Below are 26,355 nucleotides of genomic sequence, written 5' to 3' on the forward strand. Positions count from 1 at the left end.
CACCGCCGTATACTTTTGCAAGTACGTTAGTGATTGCTGCAGTTAGTGTAGTTTTACCGTGGTCAACGTGGCCGATTGTACCAACGTTTACGTGCGGTTTTACGCGTTCAAACTTTTCTTTTGCCATGACGGAACCTATCAGTTTTGTGTATCTAGATTACATATGAAAATAATCCACCAGAGGTAGATTAATTTAATTTTTTCAAATTTCAAATAGTTTTTTCTGACAGATAAAGGAAGTATTCAAGGAGATTCATATGACTGGTGCTGATAGGCAGATTTGAACTGCCGACCTCACCCTTACCAAGGGTGCGCTCTACCAACTGAGCTATATCAGCAACACCATAATTGGAGCGGGCAGCGGGAATCGAACCCGCATCATCAGCTTGGAAGGCTGAGGTAATAGCCATTATACGATGCCCGCTTTAGGAACCTGTTCTTAAACTACCTCTAACCGTCAAGAATAAAGTGGTGGAGGGAGCTGGATTCGAACCAGCGAAGGCTGAGCCGTCAGATTTACAGTCTGATCCCTTTGGCCGCTCGGGAACCCCTCCACGATAATTCTTTACTAATTCACTTTCGGTAAAAGGAAAGTGGTGCCGACTAACCGAGTCGAACGGTTGACCTACTGATTACAAGTCAGTTGCTCTACCAGCTGAGCTAAGTCGGCACTGCTTTAGTACGGGGCGAGATATTAGAGTAAGGTTTATTATGATGCAACTATAAAATTAAAAAAAATGTAATTTTTTAGCTTAAATGCTCACAATTCATGCAAAAGTGCTTAATTTTGCTGTTTTTCGTCGTTTTTACTTAGCTCATGCCAATAATTTAATCCTTTCATAACCAATAAAGAATCAAAAATACTGCCACTTATTTGCTGCTGTAACAGCAAACCGTAACCACCTGCGCACAAAATTTGTGGTTTTTGTTCGCCTGCGATGTGTTTAAGTTGATATTTGGCCTGCTCAATAGCGCCTAATGTTGCCACCAGCGCGCCATTTTTTAATCCATTGGGTGTGTTTTTACCTAGCTCGTTTAAAAAGGGGGTATTGGCATCATCAAACACGCGTTGAGTATTTTGTGTTAATGAGCGAGTCATTAAATCAAGGCCGGGCAATATCCAGCCTCCTAAGTGCTCGCCTTCGCCACTCAGTACATCAATAGTGGTTGCTGTGCCAGCATCAACAATAATACTCGCTCTGTTTGGGTAAAGTGTAAAACCTGCCACCAGCGCAAGCCAGCGGTCAATACCTAAATTGCTAACCTGTTCATATGCGCAGCTTAAGCCACTGAGATTTTTACTAACATGCGCCTCAAAACACGGAATACTTTTTTTGGCGGCTAATGTGAGCGCGTCATTTAATAATTCACTGTTACCTACACAAGCATACACAACCTCAGTTATTGCTTGCCACGGCACGTCGCTCATAGAAACGGGCGTTGCTTGTTGCTCGCGCCATAAGGCCGCTTTTAATGACGTATTACCTACATCTATTAGCAGTTTCATAATTCCGCCTTTCTTAACGAGATTTCGCCGCCATAGTAACTTTTAACTTCGCCGTCTTGGCGAATACGTATTCCGCCGTGCTGATCAATACCCTCACAAATACCCCGCCAGCTTCTGTGCCCCGTATTTAGCTCTACGCATTCTCCTGCAAAGGCGTTTAGGGCGTTCCACTGTGCGTACATACTGTTTAGCCCGTCTTGCTGGTAATCTGCCAAACGCTGCTCTAAATAAAAGGTAAGCGAAGCAACTAACTGGTTTTTATCAAGCGCGGTGGTGTGTTGGCTTAAATCAGTCCATGCTTGGTCAATGTGTTCGCTGGTGTTTTGCGGCATGTGTAGATTAATGCCAATACCAATGACTAGCTGACAAGGGCCTTGCGGTTGCCCATCTAGCTCAACTAATACTCCAGCTAGTTTTTGCTTATTTATGTATATGTCGTTTGGCCATTTAAGTTCAATGTCTATATCGTAAAGTGCTTTTATAGCATCATATACCGCAAGCCCTACTGCAATTGATACGCCCATAGCAGCTTGCAGGCCATCATCTAAGCGCCAAAAATAACTGTAATATAAATTAGCCCCAAATGGAGATTGCCATACCCGCCCTCGCCTTCCGCGCCCTGCTTGCTGCATTTCGGCAACCACAACAGTGCCAGACTCAAGCGCGACTTTATTTTGAATACGGCGCATTAGCTCGCTGTTGGTTGAATCTATAATAGGGTGTACTTCTACTTGGGCTATATTAGCACCTAATGCATGGTAATGTTTGGTTATATCGTCTCGGTTTAGCAAACCCACCGCATTGTTTAAACTGTAACCTTTACCCGTCACTTTAAATATATCGAGCCCCATGTCTTGCAGTGTTTGTATATGTTTACTCACTGCCGCACGGCTTATACCCAGTTGCTCGCCAAGGACTTGGCCCGATACAAAGCCACCTTGGTTAAGTGCGTTTAATATTGCTAGTTTATTTCCATCTGGTGCTTTCATTACGCGTGCTCCGTAGTAATATGGCACTCACTATTTGTGTTTATAAGCCTTACTTCGTGCTCTAGCATTATGCCGTAACGTGCAAACACCGTATTTTGTATATGCGTGATCATAGTGATTAAATCGCTTCCTTTACTATCACCATGATTAACTAATACCAGCGCCTGCTGCTGATGCACCTCAATCCCTGCTACTGTAAAGCCCTTCAAGCCCGCTTGGTCAATTAGCCAACCTGCCGCCACTTTGTGATGGCTTTCCCCATAGGGGTAATGCGGTAAATCATTAAACCGCACAAGCAGCGCTTCTAAACGCGCATTGCTAATAATCGGATTTTTAAAAAAGCTACCCGCATTGGCTAAAGTGTATGGGTTTGGCAGCTTAGCGTTACGAATTTCAATAACCTGCTCAAATACCATTTTAGGGGTGGGATTTTGCAATACTTTGAGTGGGCCATAACTTAAAACTGGCTGCCACTTCTTAGGGAGCGCTAAATTAACTTGAGTGATCACCGCTTTGTTTTTTAAAGCATGTTTAAAAATAGAGTCACGATAAGCAAACTCACACTGTGCGTTAGTTAAAGTCACCTTGGTTTTTGTGGCTATATCAATGTATTCAACCGACTCTACAAATTGAGCAAGCTCAACACCATAAGCACCAATGTTTTGTACCGGCGACGCCCCAACGGTGCCCGGAATAAGGGCTAGGTTTTCAAGCCCTGCAATATCTTTATCAAGTAAATAGCTTACTAGCTTATGCCAGTTCTCGCCCGCAGCTGCACTCACTAATACGTCATTTTCACGCTCGGTAATAGTAATGCCCTTAGTGGCCATTTTAATTACGGTGCCTGCGTAGTTTTCTAAAAATATTGTGTTGCTACCTTCCCCTAATAAACAAAACGGAGCACTAAAACGGTGTGCTTTAAGTTGCTCAACCGAGGTTATTTCAACAAAATGCTGGCATTGATTGTTTAGTGCAAAGGTATGTAAAGGTTTTAATGAGTGCGCCACAAAGGTCTCTGAGTGTACTGGTAACTAATCGCAGTAGTTTACCTTATTGTCGCAAAGAATGTAAAAATCACTCAACCCGCTGTATCAATCATGATATAAAACCTGCACTTATTATTAGTGTTCAGGGTATTTTATGAAAATTAAACCTCTTTTTTTAAGCCTCGCTATGGCCGGTATGTGCTCGCAAGCAATGGCAAACGCGATTGATCAAAACTCATACGCCAACCTAGATGATGTGGTAACAACACACTTAAACCTTGATTTAGATGTCGATTTTGCCGACAAGCAATTAGAAGGTTTTGTTGAGCACACGCTAAAGTGGAACAATGACACGAGTAAAAAGCTGGTACTTGATACCCGCGACTTAGACATTGATAAAGTAATGTACCAAGACACCTCGGGCGATTGGCACAAAGCTAAATTTACACTGGCAGATCGCGATGATGTTAAAGGCTCAAAACTAACAATTACTTTAAAAAGCCAAGCGTCAAAAGTACGAATTTACTACAACAGCCGCCCAGAAGCATCTGGCCTGCAATGGTTAACACCAGAGCAAACAGCCAGCAAAACGCACCCGTTTATGTACAGCCAATCGCAGGCTATTCACGCTCGTAGCTGGTTACCAGTACAAGATACCCCTGCCATGCGCGTTACTTACTCTGCCCGTATTCATACACCAAAAGATATACGTGCCGTAATGAGCGCCGATAACAAAGACGCACTATACAAAGATGGCGACTACCACTTTGAAATGCCACAAGCTATTTCGCCGTACTTAATTGCGATTGGTGCAGGTAATTTAGAATTTAAAGCCATGTCAAAACAAACAGGTATATTTGCCGAGCCTGAAATTTTAGATGCTTCGGTTGCCGAGTTTAACGACACCCAAGCCATGATCGACAAAACCAACGAAATGTATGGTGAGTATGCATGGGGCCGTTACGATTTATTAATGTTACCGCCTAGCTTTCCGTTTGGTGGTATGGAAAACCCGCGTCTTTCGTTTATTACCCCTACCGTAGTTGCTGGCGATAAAAGCTTAGTAAACCTTATTGCGCATGAGCTTGCACACTCTTGGTCTGGTAACTTAGTTACCAACGCTACGTGGGAAGATTTATGGTTAAACGAAGGTTTTACCTCTTACGTTGAAAACCGCATCATGGAAGAAGTGTTTGGCCGCGACCGCGCCGTAATGGAGCAAGCTTTAGATGCAGCAGGCTTACGTGCTCAGCTTAAAACCATTGATGCACCCGATACGCGCCTTAATTTAAAACTTAATGGCCGCGATCCAGATGATGCATTTAGCTCAGTGCCATACACTAAAGGGCAGCTATTTTTAATCTACCTAGAAGAAAAATACGGCCGAGATAAGTTTGATGACTTTGTTAAGACCTACTTTAATGAGTTTGCATTTAAATCGCTGACTACTGCGCAATTTGTTACTTACTTAAAAGCTAACTTAATTGAAAAATACCCAGGCGTTGTAAGCATGGATAAAGTGAATGAGTGGATTTTTGAGCCAGGTTTACCAAGCGATGCACCTAACCCAACATCGGATGCGTTTGATAAAGTAGATACAGCAAGCGCAGCATGGTTAAAAGGTGAAACAAGCGCAGCACAATTACCTACGGCTCAGTGGACAGTGCACGAATGGTTACACTTTTTAAATAACCTACCACGTGATTTAAGCTTAGATAAAATGAGCGAGCTTGATAAGCAATTTAACTTAACGCAATCAACCAATGCAGAGCGCGCGTTTGCATGGTTTATGTTAGCGGTAGGTAATGGTTACCAACCTATTTACCCAGCGCTTGATAAGCACTTATCAGGTATTGGCCGCCGTAAATTAATTGTGCCGTTATACAAAGCACTTATTAAAAATGGTAAGCGTGAGTGGGCACACGATGTATACATCAAAGCACGCCCAGGCTACCACCCACTTGCACAAGGCACCATTGACGCTTTATTTGATAAATAAGCAACCTGTGCCATCCCTAAAGGTGTTCACACCTTTAGGGTAAAGCAGCAAAACCATTAAAAAGGCCGATTTATCGGCCTTTTTAATACTGTAATTTTCTCAAGCTAAAAACTGTAACTAAGCTCAGCGCAGTTAGCGCTTAACATTAGTAGCTTGAGATAAGTTTATTACTCAGCGCCTTGGTTCGTTACCTTTTCTAAAAAGGCTTTTCGCTCAGCAAGCGTGGCTTGCTGCCACCAAAATTCTAGCATTTGCGGTGCACTTGGCATGCCTTTGCCATTAATAGGCGCAATAGGCTTTATAGGTTGGCTTGGACGCGTTGGACCCGCTGGCACCGTATTTTGTAAAGCAGGCTTTTGACTTGCAAGCTGTGTATTTGAAATAACACTAAGCGGCTGTGCCACAGACGCGCCCTTTGCTTTTAAACTTACCTGTGGTGCCTCAGCAAATATTTTCGCTGATACCGCGTTATCGGCACGATTAAACACCATGTCGTAGTCTTTGTTATCGTCAATAGTAATATCTACCCAAAACGGTTCAGACTCTATTACCTCATGGTCGTCAAAGCCTAGCTCGTATAAATCGGTGTATTTTAATTTTAATCGATAAGACCCAGGGGCAAGTTCAATGTCGTCAACGCGGCTAAATAAAGAGCTTTCAATCACTCTTTCGCCGACTTGTAAAGGCACTAACTCTTCAGGAAAGTGAATATTCCCGGCACTTACTGACATACTCATCAATAGTGCCGCAGCTGCAGTTATTAACATTGGTTTACGCATAAAAACTCCTTTATTTGTTTTGAGTTTGACACTGCAAACAAAATTTGTCATTAGTGACTTTAAATTCAACCCTTACACTGAAACGATTATGAGCACAGAAACAATATTTACAAAAATTATTAACCGCGAAATTCCTGCCGACATTATTTACGAAGACGACACCACCCTTGCATTTAAAGATATAAACCCGCAAGCCCCTTTTCATGTGTTAATTATTCCAAAAAAAGCAATTGCCACTATCAATGATATTAACAGCGAAAACTCACACTTAGTTGGAAATTTATACGAGGTTGCTGCTAAATTAGCCAAGCAATTTAACTTTAGTGACGATGGCTACAGAGTAGTAATGAACTGCAATAAACACGGCGGGCAAACCGTGTATCACATACATTTACATATGCTTGCAGGCAAAGAAATGGGCTGGCCTCCGTATCAAGAAGCTAAAAAATTAAAAATTTAATAATAAAAATTCACTGGAATTATTAGTATTTAGCTAGTTACAAATGTTATGGTTTATCATGTATATAAAGTGAAAAATAATTACTTATTTGCAACATTTTATGTTTAAATAATCGTAAAATCGTACTTGTTCACAAGGCGAAACCCGACTTTCTAATACAAAAGGTGTGGAAGTCGTGATAAACTTAACTAGTCAGCTTTATAAAAAGAGTATAAAAACATGAGCAGTTCAGCCTTTTTGTTATTAGATCAAGAGCCAATTAACACCATTGGCATTAACGTTTTAGAACCTTTGTTAAAAACGCAAGGCCTTGACGTAACCACGGGTACAAATATTTTAGATGTACCAGAAGGGACTCGATTACTGTTCATTGAAACATCAAGTAACGATGCATGGGGTAAACTAAAAGAACAGCTAGTTAACCTGCGCACCAAGTGCGATATCGTATTATTTAACCTAGACGAAAACCCAGAGCTCGCTAACCGCGCGCTGTTGAGCGGTATTCGTGGCGTGTTTTATACGACAGATAACGCTGATGTATTAATGAAAGGTATTCGCTTACTTTTAGAAGATCAGCTTTGGTACAGACGTGACATTATGTGTAATGCATTAAACCGCATGCTGCAGTTTAATAAAGACGCACTACACAAGCTGACCGAAGGTGACATAGAGCCAATTAAACTCACTAAACGAGAAAAAGCAATAATCTCGTTAATGAGTAAGGGTTCTAAAAACAAAGAAATTGCTGAAGATTTAAGCATCAGCCCACACACAGTTAAAACACATTTATACAGCGCATTTAGAAAAACTAAATGTCGTAACCGTATTGAGCTACTATCTTGGGCTCAACAAAACATTCCAGACGAAATTCGTTAATCAATTTCGTAATTTAAAAACAGGCACTTATGGTGCCTGTTTTTGTTTATGCTGCATGCTTGTTAAATTAATCGCTTTTTATTACTCTATTTAAAGTACCCATTGCTGGAACCTCTATGCTCGACTCATTTACCCTCTTTTTTGCCAGCATTGCCGTTATTATTGTAATGACCCTTCTTAACTTTTTAACTTGGCGTACCAACAAAAGTACCCCAGGTACGCTGCTTTATATTTTTTACCCAGTTTTATTACTAGGTGCAGTAATTGGCTTTACGCTTATTGGTAAAACGCACAACCTTATTGTGATTAGTATTGCCAGCAGTATGATGTTTGGCGCATCAATTGTGCACAGCTTGGCCATATGCCAATTTTTAGATTATCGGGGTATTGGCTTTAAGCTACTGTGCTCCTTTACCGCGTTTAGCGCCGTAATGTTGGGGTATTATTCTTTTATTGACCCTTCTTTACGCGAGCGAATTTACGTCTCGGATGTACAGCACATTGCAGAAGCCGCTTTTTTGCTGTTTTTATTTATTAAATATGCCCGAAAGCCCTACCCAAATGGCACCATTGTTTACATTTTAATATTAACTTTAGTTGGCCTGAGCTTTATCAGCCGCTCACTATTTATGGTTAATATTGAACAACCCCTGCTATTGCAAAGCCCATGGTTTAGCAGCTTACTGTTTTTAAATGGCGTTATTGCACCTATGTTTTATGCCGCCGGTATGGCGCTTTTGTGTAATGAACGCAGAGAAAAAAACCTTAACAAGCTAGCCGACAAAGCCCAAAAAGATTTAGAAATTAGAGGCCTGTTTTTATCAACAATTAGCCATGAAATTCGCACCCCCCTTAATGGCATATTAGGCAGCGCCCAATTGGTTATGAACCAAAGCACCGACACCCGCAATAAAGCCTATTGTGAGGCCATCATTAATTCAGCCGAGTCGTTAAATTTACTGGTTGATAAAGTGCTCGACTACGCAAGCCTAGATCAAAGTGATGAAGCACTTTACGAAGAAGACATTGAATTTAAAACCTGGTTAAACAATTTGTGTTTATTACTCAGCCCATTGGCGGAGCAAAAGCAGCTTAAGTTTGAACTGGTATGTAATATCCCTGAACAAGCCTGTTACTACTGCGATCAGCAAAAATTAAGGCAAATTATTATTAACCTTGTTGGTAACGCCATTAAGTTTACCGACCACGGTATAGTAAAAATTCAGGTTGATTTAATAAGCGATAGGCAACTTGAGCACACCATAAAAATTAGCGTTAAAGACTCAGGCCCTGGTATCGAAAAAGACGAAATAGCCTACTTAACCGAACCCTATGTACAAAGTAGCGCCGGCAAAGAAAAAGGCGGCACCGGCCTTGGGCTTGCCATCACCAGCCGCTTACTAGAAAAGTTAGGCAGCCGTTTAGAAATAACCAGTCAACTAGGCACTGGTAGCGTATTTAGCTTTACCACCACCTTTACGCTAGGGGAGCTTAGTTTGGTAGAGCAGCGACATCAAAACAAAGACTACTTAACCGGCCTTGAAGTACTGCTAGTAGAAGATTTAGATTTAAATCAAAAAATTGCCATTGAATTTATGGCCGAAGATGAGCATAAAATAAAGCTCGCCAAAGATGGCAAAAGCGCTATTGAACTGCTGCAAACGCATCACTTTGACGTTATTTTACTGGATATGAACCTGCCAGACTTTACCGGCCAAGAAGTATTAAAACGACTGCAGCGTTTGGAGCATAAAAACCAGCGCACGCCCGTACTGGCTTTTACAGCAAGCTTAAGCCCTGATGAGGTAAAAGAATACTTAGCCCTGGGAATAAAAGACATAGTAGGCAAACCAATTAAGCAGCAAAAGCTTCGCCAAGCACTGAGTGATTCACAATCCAATCAAACTGCAAATATAGCTGTAGAGCTAGTAGACACCTTGTACGACGAAACCGCAGCAGAAACGCTAACCAGCTCATTTAGTGAGGATGAAGTGTCGTCGATTTACAATGAATTTGTACTCTCAGCACGGACTAAACTAACCCGATGCCAAGAACTTATTGACCAGCAACCAGAGCAGTGCATTAAATTATTGCACCGCCAAGCAAGCACCGCGCTGCAATTAGGCTTTAACCGTTACGGTATTGAGCTTAAAAAAATAGAGCGCCGCCTGCTTGATAACAAACCCCATAATAACCTGCTAGATGAGGCGTTAGAGCTATGGCAGCGCAGCCTAGAACAATACTTAAAGTACGTGCGCGGGCAGTTAAGTTAATGGGCTTTTCTATTACAGATTAAGCTGTTTACTCTCTTCCATACTTATCATCAAAACGCTCTATGTCACTTTCATCTAGTACGGCGCCAGTTTGTACTTCAATGACAATTAGCGGCTCTTTTTGATTGTTCGCTAAGCTGTGTATTTGTTTTGCTGCAATGTAGCAAGATTGGTCGTGGCTAAGTGTTAATGCTTGCTTATCAATACGTACATCGGCAATCCCCGATACCACCACCCAATGCTCTGCACGATGCTGATGGCGCTGCGTTGAAAGTTTAGCCCCGCTGTTTACGGTTATTTTTTTAACTTTAAACCCTGCCCCTGTTACTAAAGTGCGGTAATTGCCCCATGGCCGATACACAACCTGATGGTGATTGAGTTTATCACTTTGGCTAACCGCTAATTGCTTGAGCAATAAAGGCAGACCATCGAGCTTGTTTTTATTGGCAACGAGGGTGGCATCGTGGGTATGAATAATAGCTAAGTCGCTAACCCCAAGGGTAGCAACGCTGTGATCGTTTTCGCTTAAAACAAAATTATTAGTACTATTTTGCGCGCTATGGCTGTCGTTTTCATTATTGCCATGTGCATCTTTTTTAATAAGGCTAGCCAAGGCACTAAAGCTGCCTACATCACTCCAATTAAGAGCAACAGGCAGCACTGCTACATTATTACTGCGCTCTAAAATGGCGTAATCGATAGAGTCACTTGGGCAGGTTTTAAGTGGCTCACTTACCGGCCTTGTAAACCCTAAATCGTCAGAGAAATTAGCCGCCGCGCTTACACTGTGTGCAATTTTTGGTGCAAAGCGTTCTAGCTCATTTAAATAGGCTTGTGGTGTAAATAAAAACATCCCGCTATTCCAGCTATAACCGCCTTGAGTTAAATAATGCTCAGCGGTAGCCAAGCTTGGCTTCTCTTTAAACTCAGCCACTTTATAGCAATTTGAGCCTGCTATTTTACTACCTTGCTTAATGTAGCCAAACCCAGTGTGGGGCTGTGTTGGTGTAATTGAAAACGTGACCAGCATACCTTGCTGGGCTAATTCAATTGCATCGTTTAATTTAAGTGTGAGCTCAGTAAAGTTGGATATATGATGATCGGCAGGCATCACCAGTATTGGCCCTGTTATGCCTTGCTGTAAAGCGTAGTGTGCTGCCAGCGCAATGGCAGGCGCGGTATTTTTACCCTGCGGCTCTAACAAAAGTGCATGAGGAGGGGCCTGTGCACTTTGCTCAGCAGCAATAAAGCGGTGCTGCTCGTTACAAACAAGTATTGGCTTTGCAAACTCCTTGCCCGACACACGCGCTAACGTGCTTTGTAATAGTGAGTGTTTGTTATCAAGCAGAGGTAAAAATTGCTTAGGCATAGCTTGGCGAGAAAGCGGCCATAACCGTGTGCCAATGCCGCCCGCTAAAATTACCGGTGTAATAAGGGTTGTATTCATAAAGCCGCCAATAAACATATCAGCGGCTATTTTAGCACTTTATTGGCTAGGCGCTAATGCTTAGCGATTTATACCAAGGTAAACGCGTCGGCATCTAAATAAGCAGGAAACGAGGCTTTAAAATCATCGAGCGGTGCTTTTTCAAGTGTTACGGTAAGTAACTCTTGTGAATTGTCTTTTGCTTTGGCGATTGTATCGCCTTTAAAGTCGTACACAGCCGTGCCGCCATTGTGCGCAACACCATTGCCATCGTCGCCAACACGGTTAACGGCTACTACATAACATAGGTTTTCCATAGCGCGCGCCATTAATAGCGTATCCCAAATATGGCGACGAACCGCAGGCCAGTTAGCAACGTTTATCATTACATCGTAATCATTATTGTTGCGCTGAAAAACCGGAAAGCGCAAGTCGTAACATACTTGCGGCAGTAACTTAAAACCGTTAATTTCAAACGTTTTACGTGCTTGCCCTGCGACAACGTAATCGCCCTCACTGCCTAAGCGAAATAAATGACGTTTATCGTAATAATTTACCTCGCCACTTGGGGTCACCCAATAAAAGCGATTCGCTTTTTTATCGCCTTGAGCAACCAAAACCGAACCTGCAATAACAGCTTTATGTTTATGTGCTTGGGTTTTTAGCCAGCTCAGCACTTTGCCATTTTCGGGCTCTGCGCAATCAAGGTTAATAGCAAAGCCTGTGGCGAAGGTTTCGGGTAGTAAAATTAAATCAGGTTGAGCGCTCATCGCTGCTAATTTTTTATCAAACATGGCTAAATTGGCGTCTTTATCAAGCCAATGCAGCGCACTTTGAACGAGTGTAAGCGTTAAAGTTGACATAATATTTGCGCGGCCTCTATTAAGGTTTCATCGTTTTTAGCAAAACACAGTCGAATCACTTTATCATTTGAAGGTTGCTTATAAAACACACTTAAAGGAATAGCTGCAACCCCAGCTTGCTCTACTAACCAGTGGCAAAAATCTACATCATTAAGATCAGACACTTCACTGTAATCGAGTAATAAAAAGTACGTACCTTGGCTTGGTAAAATATTAAAACGGCTGTCACTTAAGTGCTGCGTCAGTAAGTCGCGCTTTTGCTGATAAAAATTACTCAGCTCATCGACATGCTCGCCTTGTTGTTCAAGCATGTCGGCCAATGCGTGTTGTGCAGGTGTAAAGCTTGAAAAAGTAACGTACTGGTGTATTTTTCTAAATTCAGTAGCGAGCGGTGCAGGCGCAATACAGTACCCCATTTTCCAGCCGGTACTGTGAAACGTTTTGCCAAAGCTTGATATAACAAAGCTTTTTTCACGTAGTTGCTCATCACAAAGCATGCTTAAGTGCTTATCGCCATCAAAGGTAATGTGTTCGTAAACTTCATCACTTATTACATATAAATCGTGGTCGCTTACTAACGATTTGAGCGCGTTTATATCATCGCTTTTAAGTATTTTTCCGCTTGGATTGTGTGGCGTATTAATAATTATAGCGCGCGTGTTTTTGCTCACTGCGCTGCGAACAGTTTGCCAATCAATAGCATAATCGGGGGCATGCAATGCAATATGAACTGTTTTACCGCCAGCAAGCTCAATGGCAGGCTGGTAAGAGTCATAAGCGGGGTCAAACACAATGACTTCATCATCTGGGCGTACTATAGTTTGAATAGCCACAAATAATGCTTCGGTGGCGCCCGACGTTACCGTAACTTGCTCAGCTGCATCAATGTTAGCCGCGTATTTACGCGAAACTAAATTTGCTATTTGTTGCTGTAAACGGGGCACACCACTGGATGGCGAGTATTGATTAACCCCTTGCTGAACATAAAAATTTAGCTGGTTTTTCAGTAGTTCTGGCGCATCAAACTCAGGAAAACCCTGCGATAAATTTATTGCCGAATGCTGACTTGCCAAGCCACTCATTTGGCTAAATATACTAACACTTAAATTTGGTAATTTACTTTCAAACACGACAGGCCCTTAATGATGGTTTTGCGCTTAAAGCGATGCTATCATTGCTTAAAACAGAAGTATAGCCGTCTAAAATTAAATAGCTTTATATCAATTTGCTTAATTAACTGAGTTATTTTGAGGTAGCAAAAACGCAGCTCGCGTTTGGTTTAGCGCCTCAAACGCATTAAGTATTATTACGCATTGGTATTACACTCATTGGTGAGGAATGTATGCACAACAATACCGCTATTTCGCAACTTATTGAAGCCGGAAAATGGATCAGTCAAAAAGGCTGGGTTCCCGCCACCGGCGGAAATTTTTCGGCGCGCACCGCAACAGGGTATGTGGTTACCGCTAGCGGCTTTGATAAAGGTCAGCTCGGTACACACACATTCATTGAGCTTGATCATCAAGGTAATCGCACTAAAGGTGCTGGCAACCCATCGGCCGAAACGCAATTGCACTTAGGCATGTATAAGCTTATTCCGCACGCAAACGTGGTGCTGCATACTCACTCAGTAGCAGCCACCGTACTATCGCGTGTAATTAAAAGCCATGCATTAAATTTAAGCGGTTACGAAATGCAAAAGTCACTCAGTGGGGTAACTTCGCATTTAGATACGCTCAGCATTCCTATTTTTGAAAACGACCAAGACATAGACCGCTTAAGCTTGCTGCTTAGCGATCACCACTTACATACACCCATTGAGCATGCAGTGTTAATTCGTGGGCATGGCGTTTATGTAGTAGGGCGTAATTACAAGCAAGCACTTCGCCATTTAGAAGGGTTAGAGTTTTTATTTAGTTGCGAGCTGGAACGGTTAAAAATAGAAGGTATTGGGGCACAGCTATAATGATAAAAGCAATTTTAACTGATATTGAAGGCACCATAACACGTATCTCATTTGTAAAAGAGGTGCTGTTTCCGTATGCAGCCAAGCAACTAGCAACGTTTATGCGCTTAAACGAAAATAAACCCCATGTCGCTGAGCAAATAGCGGCTGTTAAAGCCATTATTAATGAGCCAGATGCCGATATAGAAAATGTCATTAGCGTGTTACTAAAGTGGATTGAAGAAGATAAAAAAATTACCCCTTTAAAGCAAATACAAGGGCTAATTTGGCAAACGGGCTACGAGCACGGTGATTTTAAAGGCCACCTATACGCAGATGCGTTTGAGTTTTTACAAGCTCAGCATGCTCAAGGCACCGCACTCTATGTCTATTCATCAGGCTCGGTAAGGGCGCAGCAGTTACTCTTTAAATACAGTGACTATGGCGATATTCGCCCCCTGTTTAATGATTTTTTTGATACCAAAGTCGGCGCAAAGCAAGAGCAAGCAGCCTATAACACTATAGTTAACCAGCTCCCTTTTAGTGCTAACGAAATCTTGTTTTTAAGTGATGTGGCAGGTGAGCTTGATGCAGCTAAAGCCGCAGGGCTTAAAACCTTGCACTTAATACGTGATGGCCAAGCACAAAGCGCGCACCCATACGTACATGACTTTAGCACAGTTAAATTGGAGCAATTTGCATGAGCCAATTAACAATTTATGCTAACAACAATCCAAGTAATGCGCTGGTAAACACCTGTGATTTAAGCGAAATTACTCAGCAATTAGCAAAAGTAAATGTACGTTTTGAACAATGGCAAGCAACCGCACCCATTAATGAGCACACCACAAATGAGCAAATTATTGCAGCGTATAAAAATGATATAGCGCGCTTAAAAGCGCAAAATGGCTACCAAACGGTGGATGTTATTTCGCTTGCAAAAGGTAATCCTGCAGCGACACAAATGCGAGAAAATTTTTTATTTGAGCACACTCATAGTGAAGACGAAGTTCGTTTTTTTGTAAAAGGCCAAGGGTTATTTTGCCTACATATTGATGCCAAAATTTACCAAGTATTATGCCAGCAAGGTGACTTAATTTCGGTCCCAACTCTTACCCCACATTGGTTTGATATGGGGAGCGACCCAGAATTTACCGCCATTCGATTATTTAATAATACCGAGGGCTGGGTTGCAAAAAGCACAGAGTCTGAAATTGCGAAGCAGTTTCCGTTGCTCGCATAGCAAAAGTAATACGCTCCACAAAGGGATAAGTGGAGCGATGTTTAAAAACTACTTAAGCGCTGTTAACGCCCCACTCTCTACATCACTTTTATTGTAAACACCGGTATCTAACACCCAAGCTGTTATTAGTTTTGCAGGTGTTACATCAAATGCGGGATTATACACATTGGCATTAGTGGGTGCCCACAGCGCCTCACCAAAACTGCCACTTACGCCGCGTACCTCTGCGCTATTTCGCTGCTCTATTGCTATATCGCTACCGCAAGCTGTTTGTGTATCAAGCGTAGTTAAAGGCGCGACAACATAAAAGGGAATATCATGAAAATGGGCCAATACAGCTAAATTATAAGTTCCCACTTTATTAGCAAAGTCGCCATTAGCAGCAATACGATCGGCGCCTACCACTATTTTATCTACCTTACCTGCGGCCATTAAGCTTGCTGCCATATTATCGCAAATAAGCGTATACGGTACTTGCCAGCGCTCAAGTTCGAACGCGGTTAAACGCCCGCCTTGCAACAAGGGCCGCGTTTCATCAACCCACACATGTATATTGCCGTGTTGTTGCTGCGCTTTGTAAATAACGCCTAATGCTGTACCAATACCAGCAGTCGCTAATGCGCCGGTATTACAATGGGTTAAAATATTGTCGCCGCTGTTTATAAGCTCAGCTCCGCGCGTTGCCATGCGCTCACATAGGGCAATGTCTTCAATAAAAAGGCGCTCAGCGCTGCACACCACTGCTGCTACAAAGTCATCGCTTTTAAGGGCCTCTCTTAATGTAGCCATGCAATGCATTAAATTAACAGCGGTTGGCCTTGTGGCTTCAAGCTCATCAATTGATTTTGCAAGCGCCGCTTGAGTTGTCCCCTGCTGCGCTAAATGAGCAACCAGCAAACTCGCCCCTAAGCCTATTAATGGTGCGCCACGAATTTTTAAACTGATGATCAGCTCCTTCATCGTCTCAACACTATGGCATTCGTGCCATACCTGCTGATGAGGAAGTAAATACTGGTCAAGCACACTTAATGTGCCGTTTTCATATTTTAAACTGCTTGCGATAAGGTTTTGCATGGTGAGGCTGCTTAAATAAAATGCGTAAGGGTATTTTACATCAGTTTGAATAACTCTCAAGTTAGACTTGTAGACATCTAAACATTTAAAGGTATAGAATGCCCAAAAAGGTTATTTGAGAACTCACTATGGCTAACTATGTCGCGTTTGATGCGCAGCGCGCAATTGAATATGTAAATTCGCTAATTGACTCTAAGCAGTATGATTTTTTTAATGCTGGCGCACCCTTAACTGCGTACGAATTTGGTGACGGTAACCTTAATTTAGTATTTAGAATTAGCGATGAGCACCATAACAGCATTATTTTAAAGCAAGCACTGCCTTATGCTCGTTGTGTAGGTGAATCATGGCCGCTCACGCTTGATAGAGCCCGTATTGAGGCGCAAGTGTTACTTAACCATGGCGCTATTTGCCCACAAAATACCGCTAAAGTACTGCACTATAACCAAGCTTACGCACTTACTATTTTAGAAGATTTAGGTCACTTAAAAATATTGCGCACTGCGCAAAATAACGCGGAGCAATTTCCTAAGTTAGCCGAGCACGTAGCTACGTATTTAAGCCATACCGGGTTTTATAATTCAGATTTTTACCTAACCGCCCAGCATAAAAAGGCCCTCGTACAGCAATTTACTAACCCTGAGCTTTGCCAAATTACAGAAGATTTATTTTTTAGCGATCCGTATACAGATCACGAACGCAATCACTTTGACGAGCAACTTACTACACATGTACACGCTTTGCGCGATAACACGGCACTTAAGTTAGAAGTTGCAAAGTTAAAAGCTAATTTTTTATCTAACCCGCAAACATTACTGCACGGCGATATGCACAGCGGCAGTATTTTTGTAGATACCAATACCACTAAAGTGATTGACCCCGAGTTTGGCTTTTTTGGCCCTGTTGGCTTTGATATAGGCTCTTTTATTGGCAATTTACTATTAAATTACTGCGCACAAGCAGGGCATATTGAAGAGTTTGTAGCACGACGAAACTATCAAACGCATTTACTTAGCTGCATTGTTGAAAGCTATAATTTATTCGAGCAACAATGGTTAACTTTAATTGCCAACCACAGCACAGATCACACCCTTAATACCGAGGGCTACCCACAGTACTTTATGAAAACCGTATTACAACACGCCATAGGTTATTGTGGAACAGAACTAATTAGGCGCACCATAGGGCTCGCGCATGTGGTAGATATTGACAGCATTGAAGATGAAAATACGCGCCTTGCAGTACAAAAACAAACGCTGAGCTTAGGTGAGCAACTTATTTTAAATGCCAAAAGCTGCGACAACAAAGATGCCTTTTTTAGTTTATTAATAAGCCAACTAAATTAAAAAAGGCGCCAAAGCGCCTTTTTTATACTAATACCGTTATTGGTAGTTTTCGTAAATTTTATCGAGCGGCTCCGACAGCCCGCTTTCTTGCACTATACGCACGTGTTTACGCCTTAATTCCCGCGCACTCGTTACACCACATGAGTGGGCAATTAAGCCAGCGCCGTAATGAATATATTTATTATAATTGGCAACCCGCTGAGCTTTATCTGCAACATTTAAACCACGCTGTAGCCGCTCGTTATGGGTAGTTACACCGGTTGGGCAGGTGTCTTTATTACATTGCATGGCCTGTATACAGCCTAACGCAAACATATGACCACGCGCAGAAACAACAAAATCAGCACCCAAAGCAAGCGCCCATGCTACCTTAGAGGGCACAATTAACTTACCCGAAACAATGACTTTAACCCGCCCTGTTAAGCCGTGTTTTTCAAGCATATTAACAACCAGCGGTAAGCTTTCGCGCAGCGGTAAACCAACCGAATCTAATAAGGGTTGTGGCGCTGCGCCCGTACCGCCATCGGCACTATCAATAGTGATAAAATCCGGTGCTGATTCAAGCCCGCGGTGGTTTATTTCTGCAAATAGCGTTTCTAGCCAAGTGTAATCACCAATAACGGCTTTAAAGCCGGTAGGTTTGCCTGTGGCGTTTCGCACTGTTGCAATCATATCTAATATGTCGCTTGGCTTTTTGATCTCTGGGTGCCCATTTGGGCTAATTGAATCCTTACCCTCAGGAATACCCCTTATTTTAGCAATTTCAGCATTAACCTTTTTACCTGGTAACATACCGCCTTTACCTGGTTTGGCACCTTGGCTTAATTTAAGCTCAAACATTTTTACGTTTTTATGCGCCGCAATTTCTTTAAGTTTATCAATACTTAAATTTCCAAGCTCGTCGCGCACACCATATTTAGCCGTACCAATTTGAAACACCAAATCGGCTCCGCCCTCTAAGTGATAAGGACTTAACCCGCCTTCACCAGTATTCATCCAGCAGCCGGCTAATTTTGCCCCTTTTGATAACGCTCTAACAGCCGGTTTTGAGAGCGCGCCGAAGCTCATTCCCGATATATTAAACAATGAGTTAGTGGTGTACGGCGTTTTACAATAAGGGCCTAAAGTTACATTACTTGGGTCCAGCGCCTCTTCATCTAAGGTAGGAAAAGCACAGTTCATAAACATCACTGTACCTGTTACCTCTAAGCTTTGCGTGGAGCCAAATGCAGCGGTACGATCGACATCTTTTGCAGCACGATAGACCCAGCTGCGCTCTGCTCGGTTAAACGGCATTTCTTCTCTATCGAGGGCAAAAAAGTACTGCCTAAAAAACTCGCCTTGGCGCTCAAAAAAGTACCTAAAGCGACCAATAACCGGGTAATTTCGCCTAATTGCATGCTTTGTTTGAGTAATATCACGAAAATAAAAAACAATAACGGTAAGTACAATTAATCCTAATGCAACAATAAAAATACTCGCAAATACATCAATACTAAAAATAATAAAATCGCTCATCCAAGGCCCCTTGATGGCTGTTTTTAAAAATAAAAAAGGTGTTGCGTCAAAATGACACAACACCTTTCGTTGTTCAAGGTTTATACCTTTAGATTGTTAGCTTTGCGTGTTTTCAAGCTCAGCTTTTATATACAAACGAACTTGCTCTTCAAGCACTGATAACGGCACTGAACCATGACGCAATACTTGATGATGAAACTCACGAATATCAAAACGTGGCCCAAGCGCTTGCTCGGCCTCTGTGCGTAAACGCTTGATAGTCAGCTCGCCAATTTTGTACGACAAAGCTTGCCCCGGCCACGAAATATAGCGGTCGGTTTCGGTTTTAACATTGTGTAATGAAAGCGCCGTGTTTTCGCTCATAAAGTTCATAGCGCGCTCTCGGCTCCAGCCGTACATGTGCATGCCTGTATCAACCACTAAACGAGCTGCACGCCACATTTCATAGGTTAAACGGCCAAATCGGCTGTATGGGTCTTGGTAAAAGCCTGCTTCTATACCTAAGTATTCAGAATAAAGCCCCCACCCTTCACCAAAAGCCGAAAGGTAGGCATCACGTCGGTAGCTTGGTAAGTTTTCAAGCTCTGCATTAAGCGATATTTGTAAATGATGCCCCGGTACGGCTTCGTGTAAGGTCAGCGCCTCTAATACATACAATGGGCGCTTATCTAGCGCATATGTATTTACCCAATAATAACCCGCTTGATCGCTTCGGCTCGAGCCAACATAGCGACCGGTTGTATATTTAGGGGCTATATTTGCAGGTACAGGTGCAACGCCATAGGGCATACGTGGCAGTGTATGAAATAACTTAGGCAGCTGCGCGTCCATTTTTTTAGCTATATAAGCAGCTTCTTTTAATAGCTGCTCTGGAGTGGTGGCGTAAAATTGCGGCTCGGTACGTAAAAAGTGGATAAAATCGGCAAACGTGCCTTCAAAGCCTACTTCTTTAATTATTTCCTGCATTTCACTGCGGATACGCGCCACTTCAGATAACCCCAGCTGATGTATTTCATCAATGCTCATATTTGTGGTGGTGTAATACTGTGCGCGGTTTTTATAAAACGCCTTGCCATAAGGGGTTTGCGAAATACCAATCGTAGTGCGTGCCCCTGGCTGATATTGCGTAGTAAAAAATGTTAAATACGCTTTGTAAGAGGCAATAACATCATTTTTTATGATGCGTTTGGCTTTTTGCTGCAACGCTTTAAAGTCGTTTTCACTTAGCCCTGCTGTGTTCGTTTTAAACGGGGAGTAAAAGTCTGACTGCGTTACATCATCCACTATGTAAGCGCTTATTGAGTCTTCATACCCAGCTAATACCGCTTGTGGTTGAGTAAGCCCCGTTTCGAGCCCCTTTTTCATCCAATGTATATTTTGCTCAAAAAAGCGCGGCACTTGTTCAAGGCGGGCTAAATACGTTTCTAACTGTTGCGGTTGCTTGTACTGCGAACTATTAATCATATAAGACAAGCTAGAATGGAACCCATACTCAGAAGTTAGCGGCATGTAGTGCGCATTAAATACATATTCATCAACACTATTTTGTACTTGCGCACGAATAATACTGAGGTTAATACTGTTTTCACTTGAAAGCTCATCGCTATCAATTGCATCTAAACGACTTAATAATGCTGTTTTTTCCTCATATTGCCGCTTTAAAAATTCAGCCGATAAATTAGGTAATAAATAGCCATCAACCCCTTCAGGCTGAGTGTAGGGATTAACACGTTTGCGGTAATCAACAATACTTTGCGCCACTTGTTCAAATTGTGTGTTTGCGTTGGGGCTTGTTAATGTACATGCGCTTAGCGTGCCAAAAAGTGATAGCACAAGCAGTGTGCGGCCAATTCGCGGGTGTAAGGAATAATTCATTTTAGTTTTACTTAACCATACAATAGATTTCACAAAACTATCGTAGGCTGAGTAAATAGCAAGACAAATGCGATTAATCTCAATAACACACGCTTAATTGGAGCGGGTAAAATAAGCTGAATCCGCCTAAATTAAGCTAAATACGTGCTCTTTGATGATAAAATCAGCTATTAGGCAGCAAAAGTAAAAAATTAAGTTCACTAATACTGGTTTTTACTTTTAAATAGCCTGCTTAACGATTATTGTAGTAAAAAAATAATAAAGCTTGGATGCATTGCCGCCTCATTGAAGAGTTATTTTAATGTGTAATTTAATGCGTACTTAGTTGGTAGTTAAAATGATGTTCCATGATTCCATGGCTGTAGCTCAAGAAAAAATGACGAATGTATGCCTGTTTTTAGAACGTCATACGCTGCCTCCCTCTCCGTTAAATTACCACGTTGCCTATACCTATATTAGTAAAGTAAATCCTCAGCTAAATAACGCCATAGACGAGGCCATTACTAATAAAGCCCAAATTGATAGTATTTTGATTGAGCAGCTCTACTTTGAGTTTTTAAACGAAGGGCATACCACGCAAGTGGCAATGATTAATAACGTAAATGGGGTTATTGATTCATTGTCGCGCAATGCGCAATCAACCGAAAAACAAATTGTTAGCTTTGCCGGCCAAGTAAGTGAGTGCATGCACACGCTTGATGAGAATAATATAGAGCAAAGCCGCCAAGCACTCGATACGTTAAACACGCAATCAGCCACGTTACTTGAGCAACACAAGCACTTTAAACACGAGCTATATAAAGCTAAAAAGTTACACGAAAAAACCCAAAAACAGCTGGCGCAATTACGTAAGCAGCACATTATTGACTCACAAACGGGGCTGTATAAACGTCATTATTTAACACAGCAAACCCAACTATGGAGCAACCAGGACAAATCAATTTGCGCAATTGCTATTCAAATAGATAATTTAGATCATTTTGTAGACAATTACGGCGATATAATTGGCGAAGTTATTTTGAACAAAGTGGCTAAACAAGTAAAAAAATATGTCTTTCAAAGTGGTTTACCTGGGCGCACAGCAAAGGACCAATTTACTGTATTACTGCCAGATATAGACCCCGAAACCGCTAATGTTATTGCTGAAAAAGTGCGTAATGGCGTAGAAAAACTTCGTTTTGTTAGCTCAAAAAGCGGCACTAAGCTGCCTGGTATTAACTTATCTTTAGGCATAGCGCAGCAGCTTAAAAATGATGACTTTAACCAGTTAGCTAAAAAAGCCTCGCAAGCGGCATTTAAAGCACGCTCACTGGGGCAAAGTAGCTTTACAGCTGGCCACTAGGTTTTACGCTAAATTACCTGATAAATCATATTCAAATTGCACCTGCAGTATACAATCAAGTACACTAGTCTTTATTGCCACGATAGAGACTAACCATGAACGAAACAGAGCAAAAGACCACGCATTTTGGCTATAAAACCGTAGCCGAAAACGATAAAGCCTCAATGGTTGCAGACGTATTTCACTCGGTTGCAGCAAAGTACGATGTAATGAACGATTTAATGTCTTTTGGTGTACATCGATTATGGAAACGTCAAACTATAGCCAGCTCAGGTGTGCGCAAAGGCCACCACGTCCTTGATTTAGCAGGCGGCACTGGCGACCTAACAGCAAAATTTAGCCAGCTAGTCGGTGACACCGGCCAAGTAGTTTTAGGCGACATTAACTCATCAATGTTAAAAGTGGGCCGTGAAAAGCTGCACAACCTGGGTTTAGTTGGCAATATCGACTACGTGCAAATGAATGCCGAAATGCTGCCATTTCCAGATAACAGCTTTGATGTGATCACGATTGCCTTTGGCCTTCGTAATGTAACCGATAAAGACAAAGCCCTGCGCTCTATGTACCGTATATTAAAGCCAGGTGGACGTTTATTAGTATTAGAGTTTTCCAAACCTGAGCATGAAATTTTAAGTAAAGCGTACGATTTTTACTCGTTCAATCTATTACCAACTATGGGTAAAGTAGTGGCGAACGATAGCGAGTCATACCAATACTTAGCTGAGTCGATTCGTATGCACCCAGACCAAGAAACCTTAAAAGCAATGATGGAAGAAGCAGGCTTTGAACAAACAACGTATCAAAACCTAACCGGTGGTATTGTTGCACTGCACCGTGGTTTTAAATATTAAGGCAGGCAGTTATGGCGTTTGAGCAAAAAAGCGAGCAAGTGGTCGCAGCAAAACCCGATTCGCAGTTTTTTATGTTACCTAATTTTGTACTTTCGCTTATAGAGCGAGTGCTTAATAAGGTACTGCAACTCGACGCCACCTTAATAGATAAGCTCAGTGCCGTTAAGCACAAACCATTAAAGGTCGAAATCCGCAATTGGCAGCAGCAAATAGTATTAACCTTTGATGGTAAACTATTACACCTTTACAGTGCCAGCGATGAAGATAGCGCAGAGTGTATGATCAGCGCAGATATAGATACTCTTATGGCACTTAAAGACCCAGCCATGCTTACACAGCTCATTCGTCAAGATAAGCTAGACCTGCAAGGCGACTTAAACGTCGCTCAGGCATACAGCGCCGCATTTTCTGGGCTAGATATAGATTGGCCTGAGCAACTATCGCACTATATTGGCGATGCGCCCGCACAACAACTTTACATACAGCTAAACGCTTTACGCAGTAAAGAGCGTAAAGCGCGTCAGCAAATTAGCACCACATTAACCAGCCTATGCCAAGATGAGCTCGCTGTAACTATTCACCCTTTAGAGCTTGAGCAATTTAAACAACAAAACCGAGTGCTAAAAGGGCAAGTGGCCGCTATAGAACAACGCATAAATGCATTAATCAACTCTTCTAACACCAACAGCCGCTAAGGATTTTTTGTGTCGACTGCTCGATTGTATTACATCACTAAAACATTACTTAGCTACGGATTAGATGAGTTAATACCAAAACAAAAAATACCTTGGTACGCTAAAATTGCGCGTGGTAGCTTGTTTTGGTTACGTAACCAGCACAAAAATAAACCAGCGGGCTTGCGCCTGCGCTTAGCCTTGCAAGAGCTTGGCCCAGTGTGGATTAAGTTTGGCCAAATGCTTTCTACCCGCCGAGACTTACTTCCTCACGACATTGCGTTAGAGCTTGCTTTTTTGCAAGACCAAGTTGAGCCTTTTGAAGGCGAACTTGCCCAAAAAATAATTGAGAAAGCGCTCGAAATTAGCGATATAAACCAGTTGTTTAGTGAGTTTTCGCAAACCCCATTGGCCTCAGCGTCTATTGCGCAAGTGCATACTGCTAAGCTAGTTGATGCCCATAACAATACCCAAGATGTTGTTATAAAAGTGATTAGGCCAAACATAAAAACACAAATTAATGCCGACTTAGCACTTATGGAAAAGCTCGCTAAAGTACTTGCCAATGTACACAGCGAAGCAAAAAGGTTACGCCCTGTCGAGGTGGTGAAAGAGTATAAAAAAACCTTGTTAGATGAGCTCGATTTAATGCGCGAAGGCGCAAATGGCATACAACTTAAGCGTAACTTTGAAGGCTCTGATTCGTTATATATCCCGGCTGTTTATAGCGATTATAGCCGCAGTAACGTTTTGGTTATGGAGCGTATTTACGGAATCCCGGTCTCAGATACTGAGTCGTTAATTGCGCAAAATACCAATATGAAATTACTCGCTGAGCGCGGTGTAGAAGTGTTTTTTACGCAAGTATTTAGAGACAGTTTTTTTCATGCTGATATGCACCCTGGCAATATATTTGTCTCTCGCGAGCACCCTGAAAACCCCATGTATATTGGTATCGACTGTGGCATTGTTGGCACATTAAACAAAGAAGATAAACGCTATCTCGCTGAAAACTTTATCGCCTTTTTTAATCGTGACTACCGCCAAGTTGCTCAGCTACATGTTGACTCGGGCTGGGTTCCACCCGATACCAGCATAGAAGAGTTTGAATTTGCAATTCGTACCGTGTGCGAACCTATATTTAATAAGCCGCTGGCTGAGATATCGTTTGGCCATGTACTCGTTAATTTATTTAACACCGCACGCCGCTTTAACATGCAAGTACAGCCGCAGTTAGTATTATTACAAAAAACGTTATTATACGTTGAGGGCTTAGGGCGTCAGCTTTATCCTCAGCTTGATTTGTGGAAAACCGCTAAGCCATTTTTAGAAGATTGGGTAAAACAACAAGTTGGACCGTTATCAGTAATGAAACAAATGTATGCTAACTTGCCATTTTGGGCTGAAAAAATGCCAGAACTACCTGATTTAATTTATCAAAATTTAAAACGTAGTCCGCAAATACAGCATTCTCAGCCAAGTAAAGTGTCACACAAAGCGCTAGTACTTAGCCTATTTGGCAGTGCTACACTGATTGTATCGGCACTGTGTTATCTGCAGCACGACCTCATAGCGGCAGGCGTAACATTAGCAGCGTCTGCAATTAGCTTTATTGTGGCGTGGCGTAACACATAAACTAAGTGCTATTTATGCCACAGGGCGTATAATTAGTACTTAAAATAAACATTTAAGCATTTATCAGTTGGAGATAACCATGGGGTTAGGTGGCATTAGTATTTGGCAATTATTGATTGTTTTAGCGATTATCGTACTTCTTTTTGGTACTAAAAAACTACGCGGCATGGGTGGTGATTTAGGCGGTGCAGTAAAAGGGTTTAAAAAAGCCATGTCTGATGATCAAACTAAAGAGACTGAAAGCGAAAAAGCAGAGCAAATCCAAGAGTCTCAAAAAGCAGCGCCAACACAGACACAAAGCACTGAAAAAACCAAAGACGATACTAAGGTTTAAGCAATATGGGAATGTGGGAGCTCGTTGTTGTTTTTATTGTTGGCCTAGTGGTACTTGGCCCTGAGCGGTTACCGGTTGCCATTCGCACCGTAATGCGCTGGGTAAAAACCGTTAAGTCGATGGCCAACTCAGTTAAAGCAGAAGTGAGTGAAGAGCTACGCATACACGAGCTTCACGAAAACCTAAAAAAAGCAGAGCAACAAGAGCTTAAAGATTTAAGCCCTGAGCTACAACAATCGGTTGATGAACTGCAAAAAGCAGCGCAGTCGGTTACTCATAGCTATAAAAACACTTCAAGCACGTCATCTAACGAACAACTCGATGAAAAAAAGTGAAATTAATTCCCCTATTTGTGGTCAA

General features: G+C 42.1%; 25 protein-coding genes and 4 tRNA genes. 14 read left to right on the top strand and 15 right to left on the bottom strand.

Going from position 1 to position 26,355, the window contains the following annotated elements:
• The 8 genes from PSH41_RS15805 to murB all read right to left on the bottom strand — a co-directional run.
• A partial coding sequence (locus PSH41_RS15805) for a GTP-binding protein (protein ID WP_033023824.1) occupies positions 1-127 on the bottom strand: 127 nt, incomplete at its 3' end.
• A gap of 135 nt (positions 128-262) precedes the next feature.
• Positions 263-338, bottom strand: a tRNA-Thr gene (locus PSH41_RS15810).
• Between the two features lie 11 nt (positions 339-349).
• Positions 350-424 (bottom strand) — tRNA-Gly (locus PSH41_RS15815).
• Positions 425-469: 45 nt separating this feature from the next.
• A tRNA-Tyr gene (locus tag PSH41_RS15820) sits at positions 470-554 on the bottom strand.
• Positions 555-594: 40 nt separating this feature from the next.
• Positions 595-670, bottom strand: a tRNA-Thr gene (locus tag PSH41_RS15825).
• 111 nt (positions 671-781) lie between these two features.
• Positions 782-1,507 carry a type III pantothenate kinase gene (locus tag PSH41_RS15830; protein ID WP_029774310.1) on the bottom strand — a complete coding sequence of 242 codons (726 nt, stop codon included), beginning with the start codon at positions 1,505-1,507 and terminating at the stop codon, positions 782-784.
• Entirely contained in the window at positions 1,504-2,496 is a 993-nt protein-coding gene (birA, locus tag PSH41_RS15835; RefSeq protein WP_029774311.1) for a bifunctional biotin--[acetyl-CoA-carboxylase] ligase/biotin operon repressor BirA, read from the bottom strand. Before birA ends, PSH41_RS15830 begins: the two co-directional genes overlap by 4 nt.
• The gene (gene murB / locus PSH41_RS15840) at positions 2,496-3,503 is read right to left on the bottom strand and encodes a UDP-N-acetylmuramate dehydrogenase (RefSeq protein ID WP_273589474.1); all 1,008 of its coding nucleotides are present in this window, start codon (positions 3,501-3,503) and stop codon (positions 2,496-2,498) included. Before murB ends, birA begins: the two co-directional genes overlap by 1 nt.
• Positions 3,504-3,636: 133 nt before the next feature.
• Here murB and PSH41_RS15845 point away from each other — a divergent pair, with 133 nt between their 5' ends.
• Entirely contained in the window at positions 3,637-5,481 is a 1,845-nt protein-coding gene (locus PSH41_RS15845) for a M1 family metallopeptidase (RefSeq protein ID WP_273589475.1), read from the top strand.
• Positions 5,482-5,648: 167 nt separating this feature from the next.
• On the opposite strand, the gene PSH41_RS15850 is transcribed toward PSH41_RS15845, so the two are convergent.
• Positions 5,649-6,260: a DUF2057 domain-containing protein gene (locus PSH41_RS15850; RefSeq protein ID WP_248452286.1), complete on the bottom strand. Its 612-nt coding sequence runs from the start codon at positions 6,258-6,260 to the stop codon at positions 5,649-5,651.
• Positions 6,261-6,348: 88 nt separating this feature from the next.
• Between PSH41_RS15850 and PSH41_RS15855 the strand changes: the two genes are divergently transcribed.
• The 3 genes from PSH41_RS15855 (at position 6,349) to PSH41_RS15865 (ending at position 9,869) form a co-directional block, all read left to right on the top strand.
• On the top strand, positions 6,349-6,720 hold the full coding sequence (locus PSH41_RS15855; protein WP_004587493.1) for a histidine triad nucleotide-binding protein: 372 nt from the start codon (positions 6,349-6,351) through the stop codon (positions 6,718-6,720).
• A 219-nt stretch (positions 6,721-6,939) separates the two neighbouring features.
• Entirely contained in the window at positions 6,940-7,596 is a 657-nt protein-coding gene (locus tag PSH41_RS15860; RefSeq protein ID WP_004587492.1) for a helix-turn-helix transcriptional regulator, read from the top strand.
• 116 nt (positions 7,597-7,712) lie between these two features.
• Entirely contained in the window at positions 7,713-9,869 is a 2,157-nt protein-coding gene (locus PSH41_RS15865) for an ATP-binding protein (RefSeq protein ID WP_024033948.1), read from the top strand.
• A gap of 28 nt (positions 9,870-9,897) precedes the next feature.
• Here PSH41_RS15865 and PSH41_RS15870 read toward each other — a convergent pair whose 3' ends face one another.
• From PSH41_RS15870 to PSH41_RS15880, 3 genes are all read right to left on the bottom strand, one after another.
• Positions 9,898-11,316, bottom strand: coding sequence for a mannose-1-phosphate guanylyltransferase/mannose-6-phosphate isomerase (locus PSH41_RS15870; protein ID WP_273589476.1), 1,419 nt, complete (start codon positions 11,314-11,316; stop codon positions 9,898-9,900).
• Positions 11,317-11,384: 68 nt separating this feature from the next.
• Positions 11,385-12,158 carry an amidohydrolase gene (locus PSH41_RS15875; protein ID WP_024033950.1) on the bottom strand — a complete coding sequence of 258 codons (774 nt, stop codon included), beginning with the start codon at positions 12,156-12,158 and terminating at the stop codon, positions 11,385-11,387.
• Positions 12,146-13,288 carry a methionine aminotransferase gene (locus PSH41_RS15880; RefSeq protein ID WP_273589477.1) on the bottom strand — a complete coding sequence of 381 codons (1,143 nt, stop codon included), beginning with the start codon at positions 13,286-13,288 and terminating at the stop codon, positions 12,146-12,148. The genes PSH41_RS15875 and PSH41_RS15880 overlap by 13 nt, the downstream gene beginning before the upstream one ends.
• A 212-nt stretch (positions 13,289-13,500) precedes the next feature.
• On the opposite strand from PSH41_RS15880, the gene PSH41_RS15885 reads away from it, so the two are divergent.
• From PSH41_RS15885 to PSH41_RS15895, 3 genes are read left to right on the top strand one after another with little or no spacing between them, the layout of a single operon-like run.
• Complete coding sequence (locus PSH41_RS15885) at positions 13,501-14,124, top strand: methylthioribulose 1-phosphate dehydratase (protein ID WP_004587487.1); 624 nt, start codon at positions 13,501-13,503, stop codon at positions 14,122-14,124.
• Positions 14,124-14,807 (top strand): acireductone synthase, encoded by a 684-nt coding sequence (mtnC, locus tag PSH41_RS15890; protein ID WP_264390902.1) that lies wholly within the window; start codon positions 14,124-14,126, stop codon positions 14,805-14,807. Before PSH41_RS15885 ends, mtnC begins: the two co-directional genes overlap by 1 nt.
• A complete protein-coding gene (locus PSH41_RS15895) occupies positions 14,804-15,346 on the top strand; it encodes a 1,2-dihydroxy-3-keto-5-methylthiopentene dioxygenase (RefSeq protein WP_273589478.1) in 543 nt (180 codons plus the stop codon). The genes mtnC and PSH41_RS15895 overlap by 4 nt, the downstream gene beginning before the upstream one ends.
• A gap of 48 nt (positions 15,347-15,394) precedes the next feature.
• Here PSH41_RS15895 and mtnA read toward each other — a convergent pair whose 3' ends face one another.
• Complete coding sequence (gene mtnA, locus PSH41_RS15900; protein WP_273589479.1) at positions 15,395-16,420, bottom strand: S-methyl-5-thioribose-1-phosphate isomerase; 1,026 nt, start codon at positions 16,418-16,420, stop codon at positions 15,395-15,397.
• Positions 16,421-16,548: 128 nt separating this feature from the next.
• Here mtnA and mtnK point away from each other — a divergent pair, with 128 nt between their 5' ends.
• Positions 16,549-17,766 carry an S-methyl-5-thioribose kinase gene (gene mtnK, locus PSH41_RS15905; protein ID WP_273589480.1) on the top strand — a complete coding sequence of 406 codons (1,218 nt, stop codon included), beginning with the start codon at positions 16,549-16,551 and terminating at the stop codon, positions 17,764-17,766.
• Between the two features lie 36 nt (positions 17,767-17,802).
• Here the strand turns inward: mtnK and PSH41_RS15910 are convergent, their stop codons facing one another.
• Positions 17,803-19,284 carry an FMN-binding glutamate synthase family protein gene (locus PSH41_RS15910; RefSeq protein ID WP_004587481.1) on the bottom strand — a complete coding sequence of 494 codons (1,482 nt, stop codon included), beginning with the start codon at positions 19,282-19,284 and terminating at the stop codon, positions 17,803-17,805.
• Between the two features lie 96 nt (positions 19,285-19,380).
• Positions 19,381-21,159 carry a DUF885 domain-containing protein gene (locus tag PSH41_RS15915; protein WP_273589481.1) on the bottom strand — a complete coding sequence of 593 codons (1,779 nt, stop codon included), beginning with the start codon at positions 21,157-21,159 and terminating at the stop codon, positions 19,381-19,383.
• Positions 21,160-21,514: 355 nt separating this feature from the next.
• Here PSH41_RS15915 and PSH41_RS15920 point away from each other — a divergent pair, with 355 nt between their 5' ends.
• The 6 genes from PSH41_RS15920 to tatB all read left to right on the top strand — a co-directional run bounded on the left by PSH41_RS15920 (position 21,515) and on the right by tatB (position 26,330).
• Entirely contained in the window at positions 21,515-22,501 is a 987-nt protein-coding gene (locus PSH41_RS15920; RefSeq protein ID WP_055019619.1) for a GGDEF domain-containing protein, read from the top strand.
• A 95-nt stretch (positions 22,502-22,596) separates the two neighbouring features.
• Positions 22,597-23,352 carry a bifunctional demethylmenaquinone methyltransferase/2-methoxy-6-polyprenyl-1,4-benzoquinol methylase UbiE gene (gene ubiE / locus PSH41_RS15925; protein ID WP_004587478.1) on the top strand — a complete coding sequence of 252 codons (756 nt, stop codon included), beginning with the start codon at positions 22,597-22,599 and terminating at the stop codon, positions 23,350-23,352.
• An 11-nt stretch (positions 23,353-23,363) separates the two neighbouring features.
• Entirely contained in the window at positions 23,364-24,047 is a 684-nt protein-coding gene (locus PSH41_RS15930) for a ubiquinone biosynthesis accessory factor UbiJ (RefSeq protein WP_126008587.1), read from the top strand.
• A gap of 9 nt (positions 24,048-24,056) precedes the next feature.
• Positions 24,057-25,661, top strand: coding sequence for a ubiquinone biosynthesis regulatory protein kinase UbiB (gene ubiB, locus PSH41_RS15935; protein WP_138577397.1), 1,605 nt, complete (start codon positions 24,057-24,059; stop codon positions 25,659-25,661).
• Positions 25,662-25,740: 79 nt separating this feature from the next.
• Entirely contained in the window at positions 25,741-25,995 is a 255-nt protein-coding gene (tatA, locus tag PSH41_RS15940; protein WP_004587475.1) for a Sec-independent protein translocase subunit TatA, read from the top strand.
• An 11-nt stretch (positions 25,996-26,006) separates the two neighbouring features.
• Positions 26,007-26,330 carry a Sec-independent protein translocase protein TatB gene (gene tatB / locus PSH41_RS15945; protein ID WP_232423994.1) on the top strand — a complete coding sequence of 108 codons (324 nt, stop codon included), beginning with the start codon at positions 26,007-26,009 and terminating at the stop codon, positions 26,328-26,330.
• Positions 26,331-26,355: the final 25 nt, after the last annotated feature.

The organism is Pseudoalteromonas sp. CST2, from assembly GCF_028599385.1.
Taxonomy (GTDB): domain Bacteria; phylum Pseudomonadota; class Gammaproteobacteria; order Enterobacterales; family Alteromonadaceae; genus Pseudoalteromonas; species Pseudoalteromonas atlantica.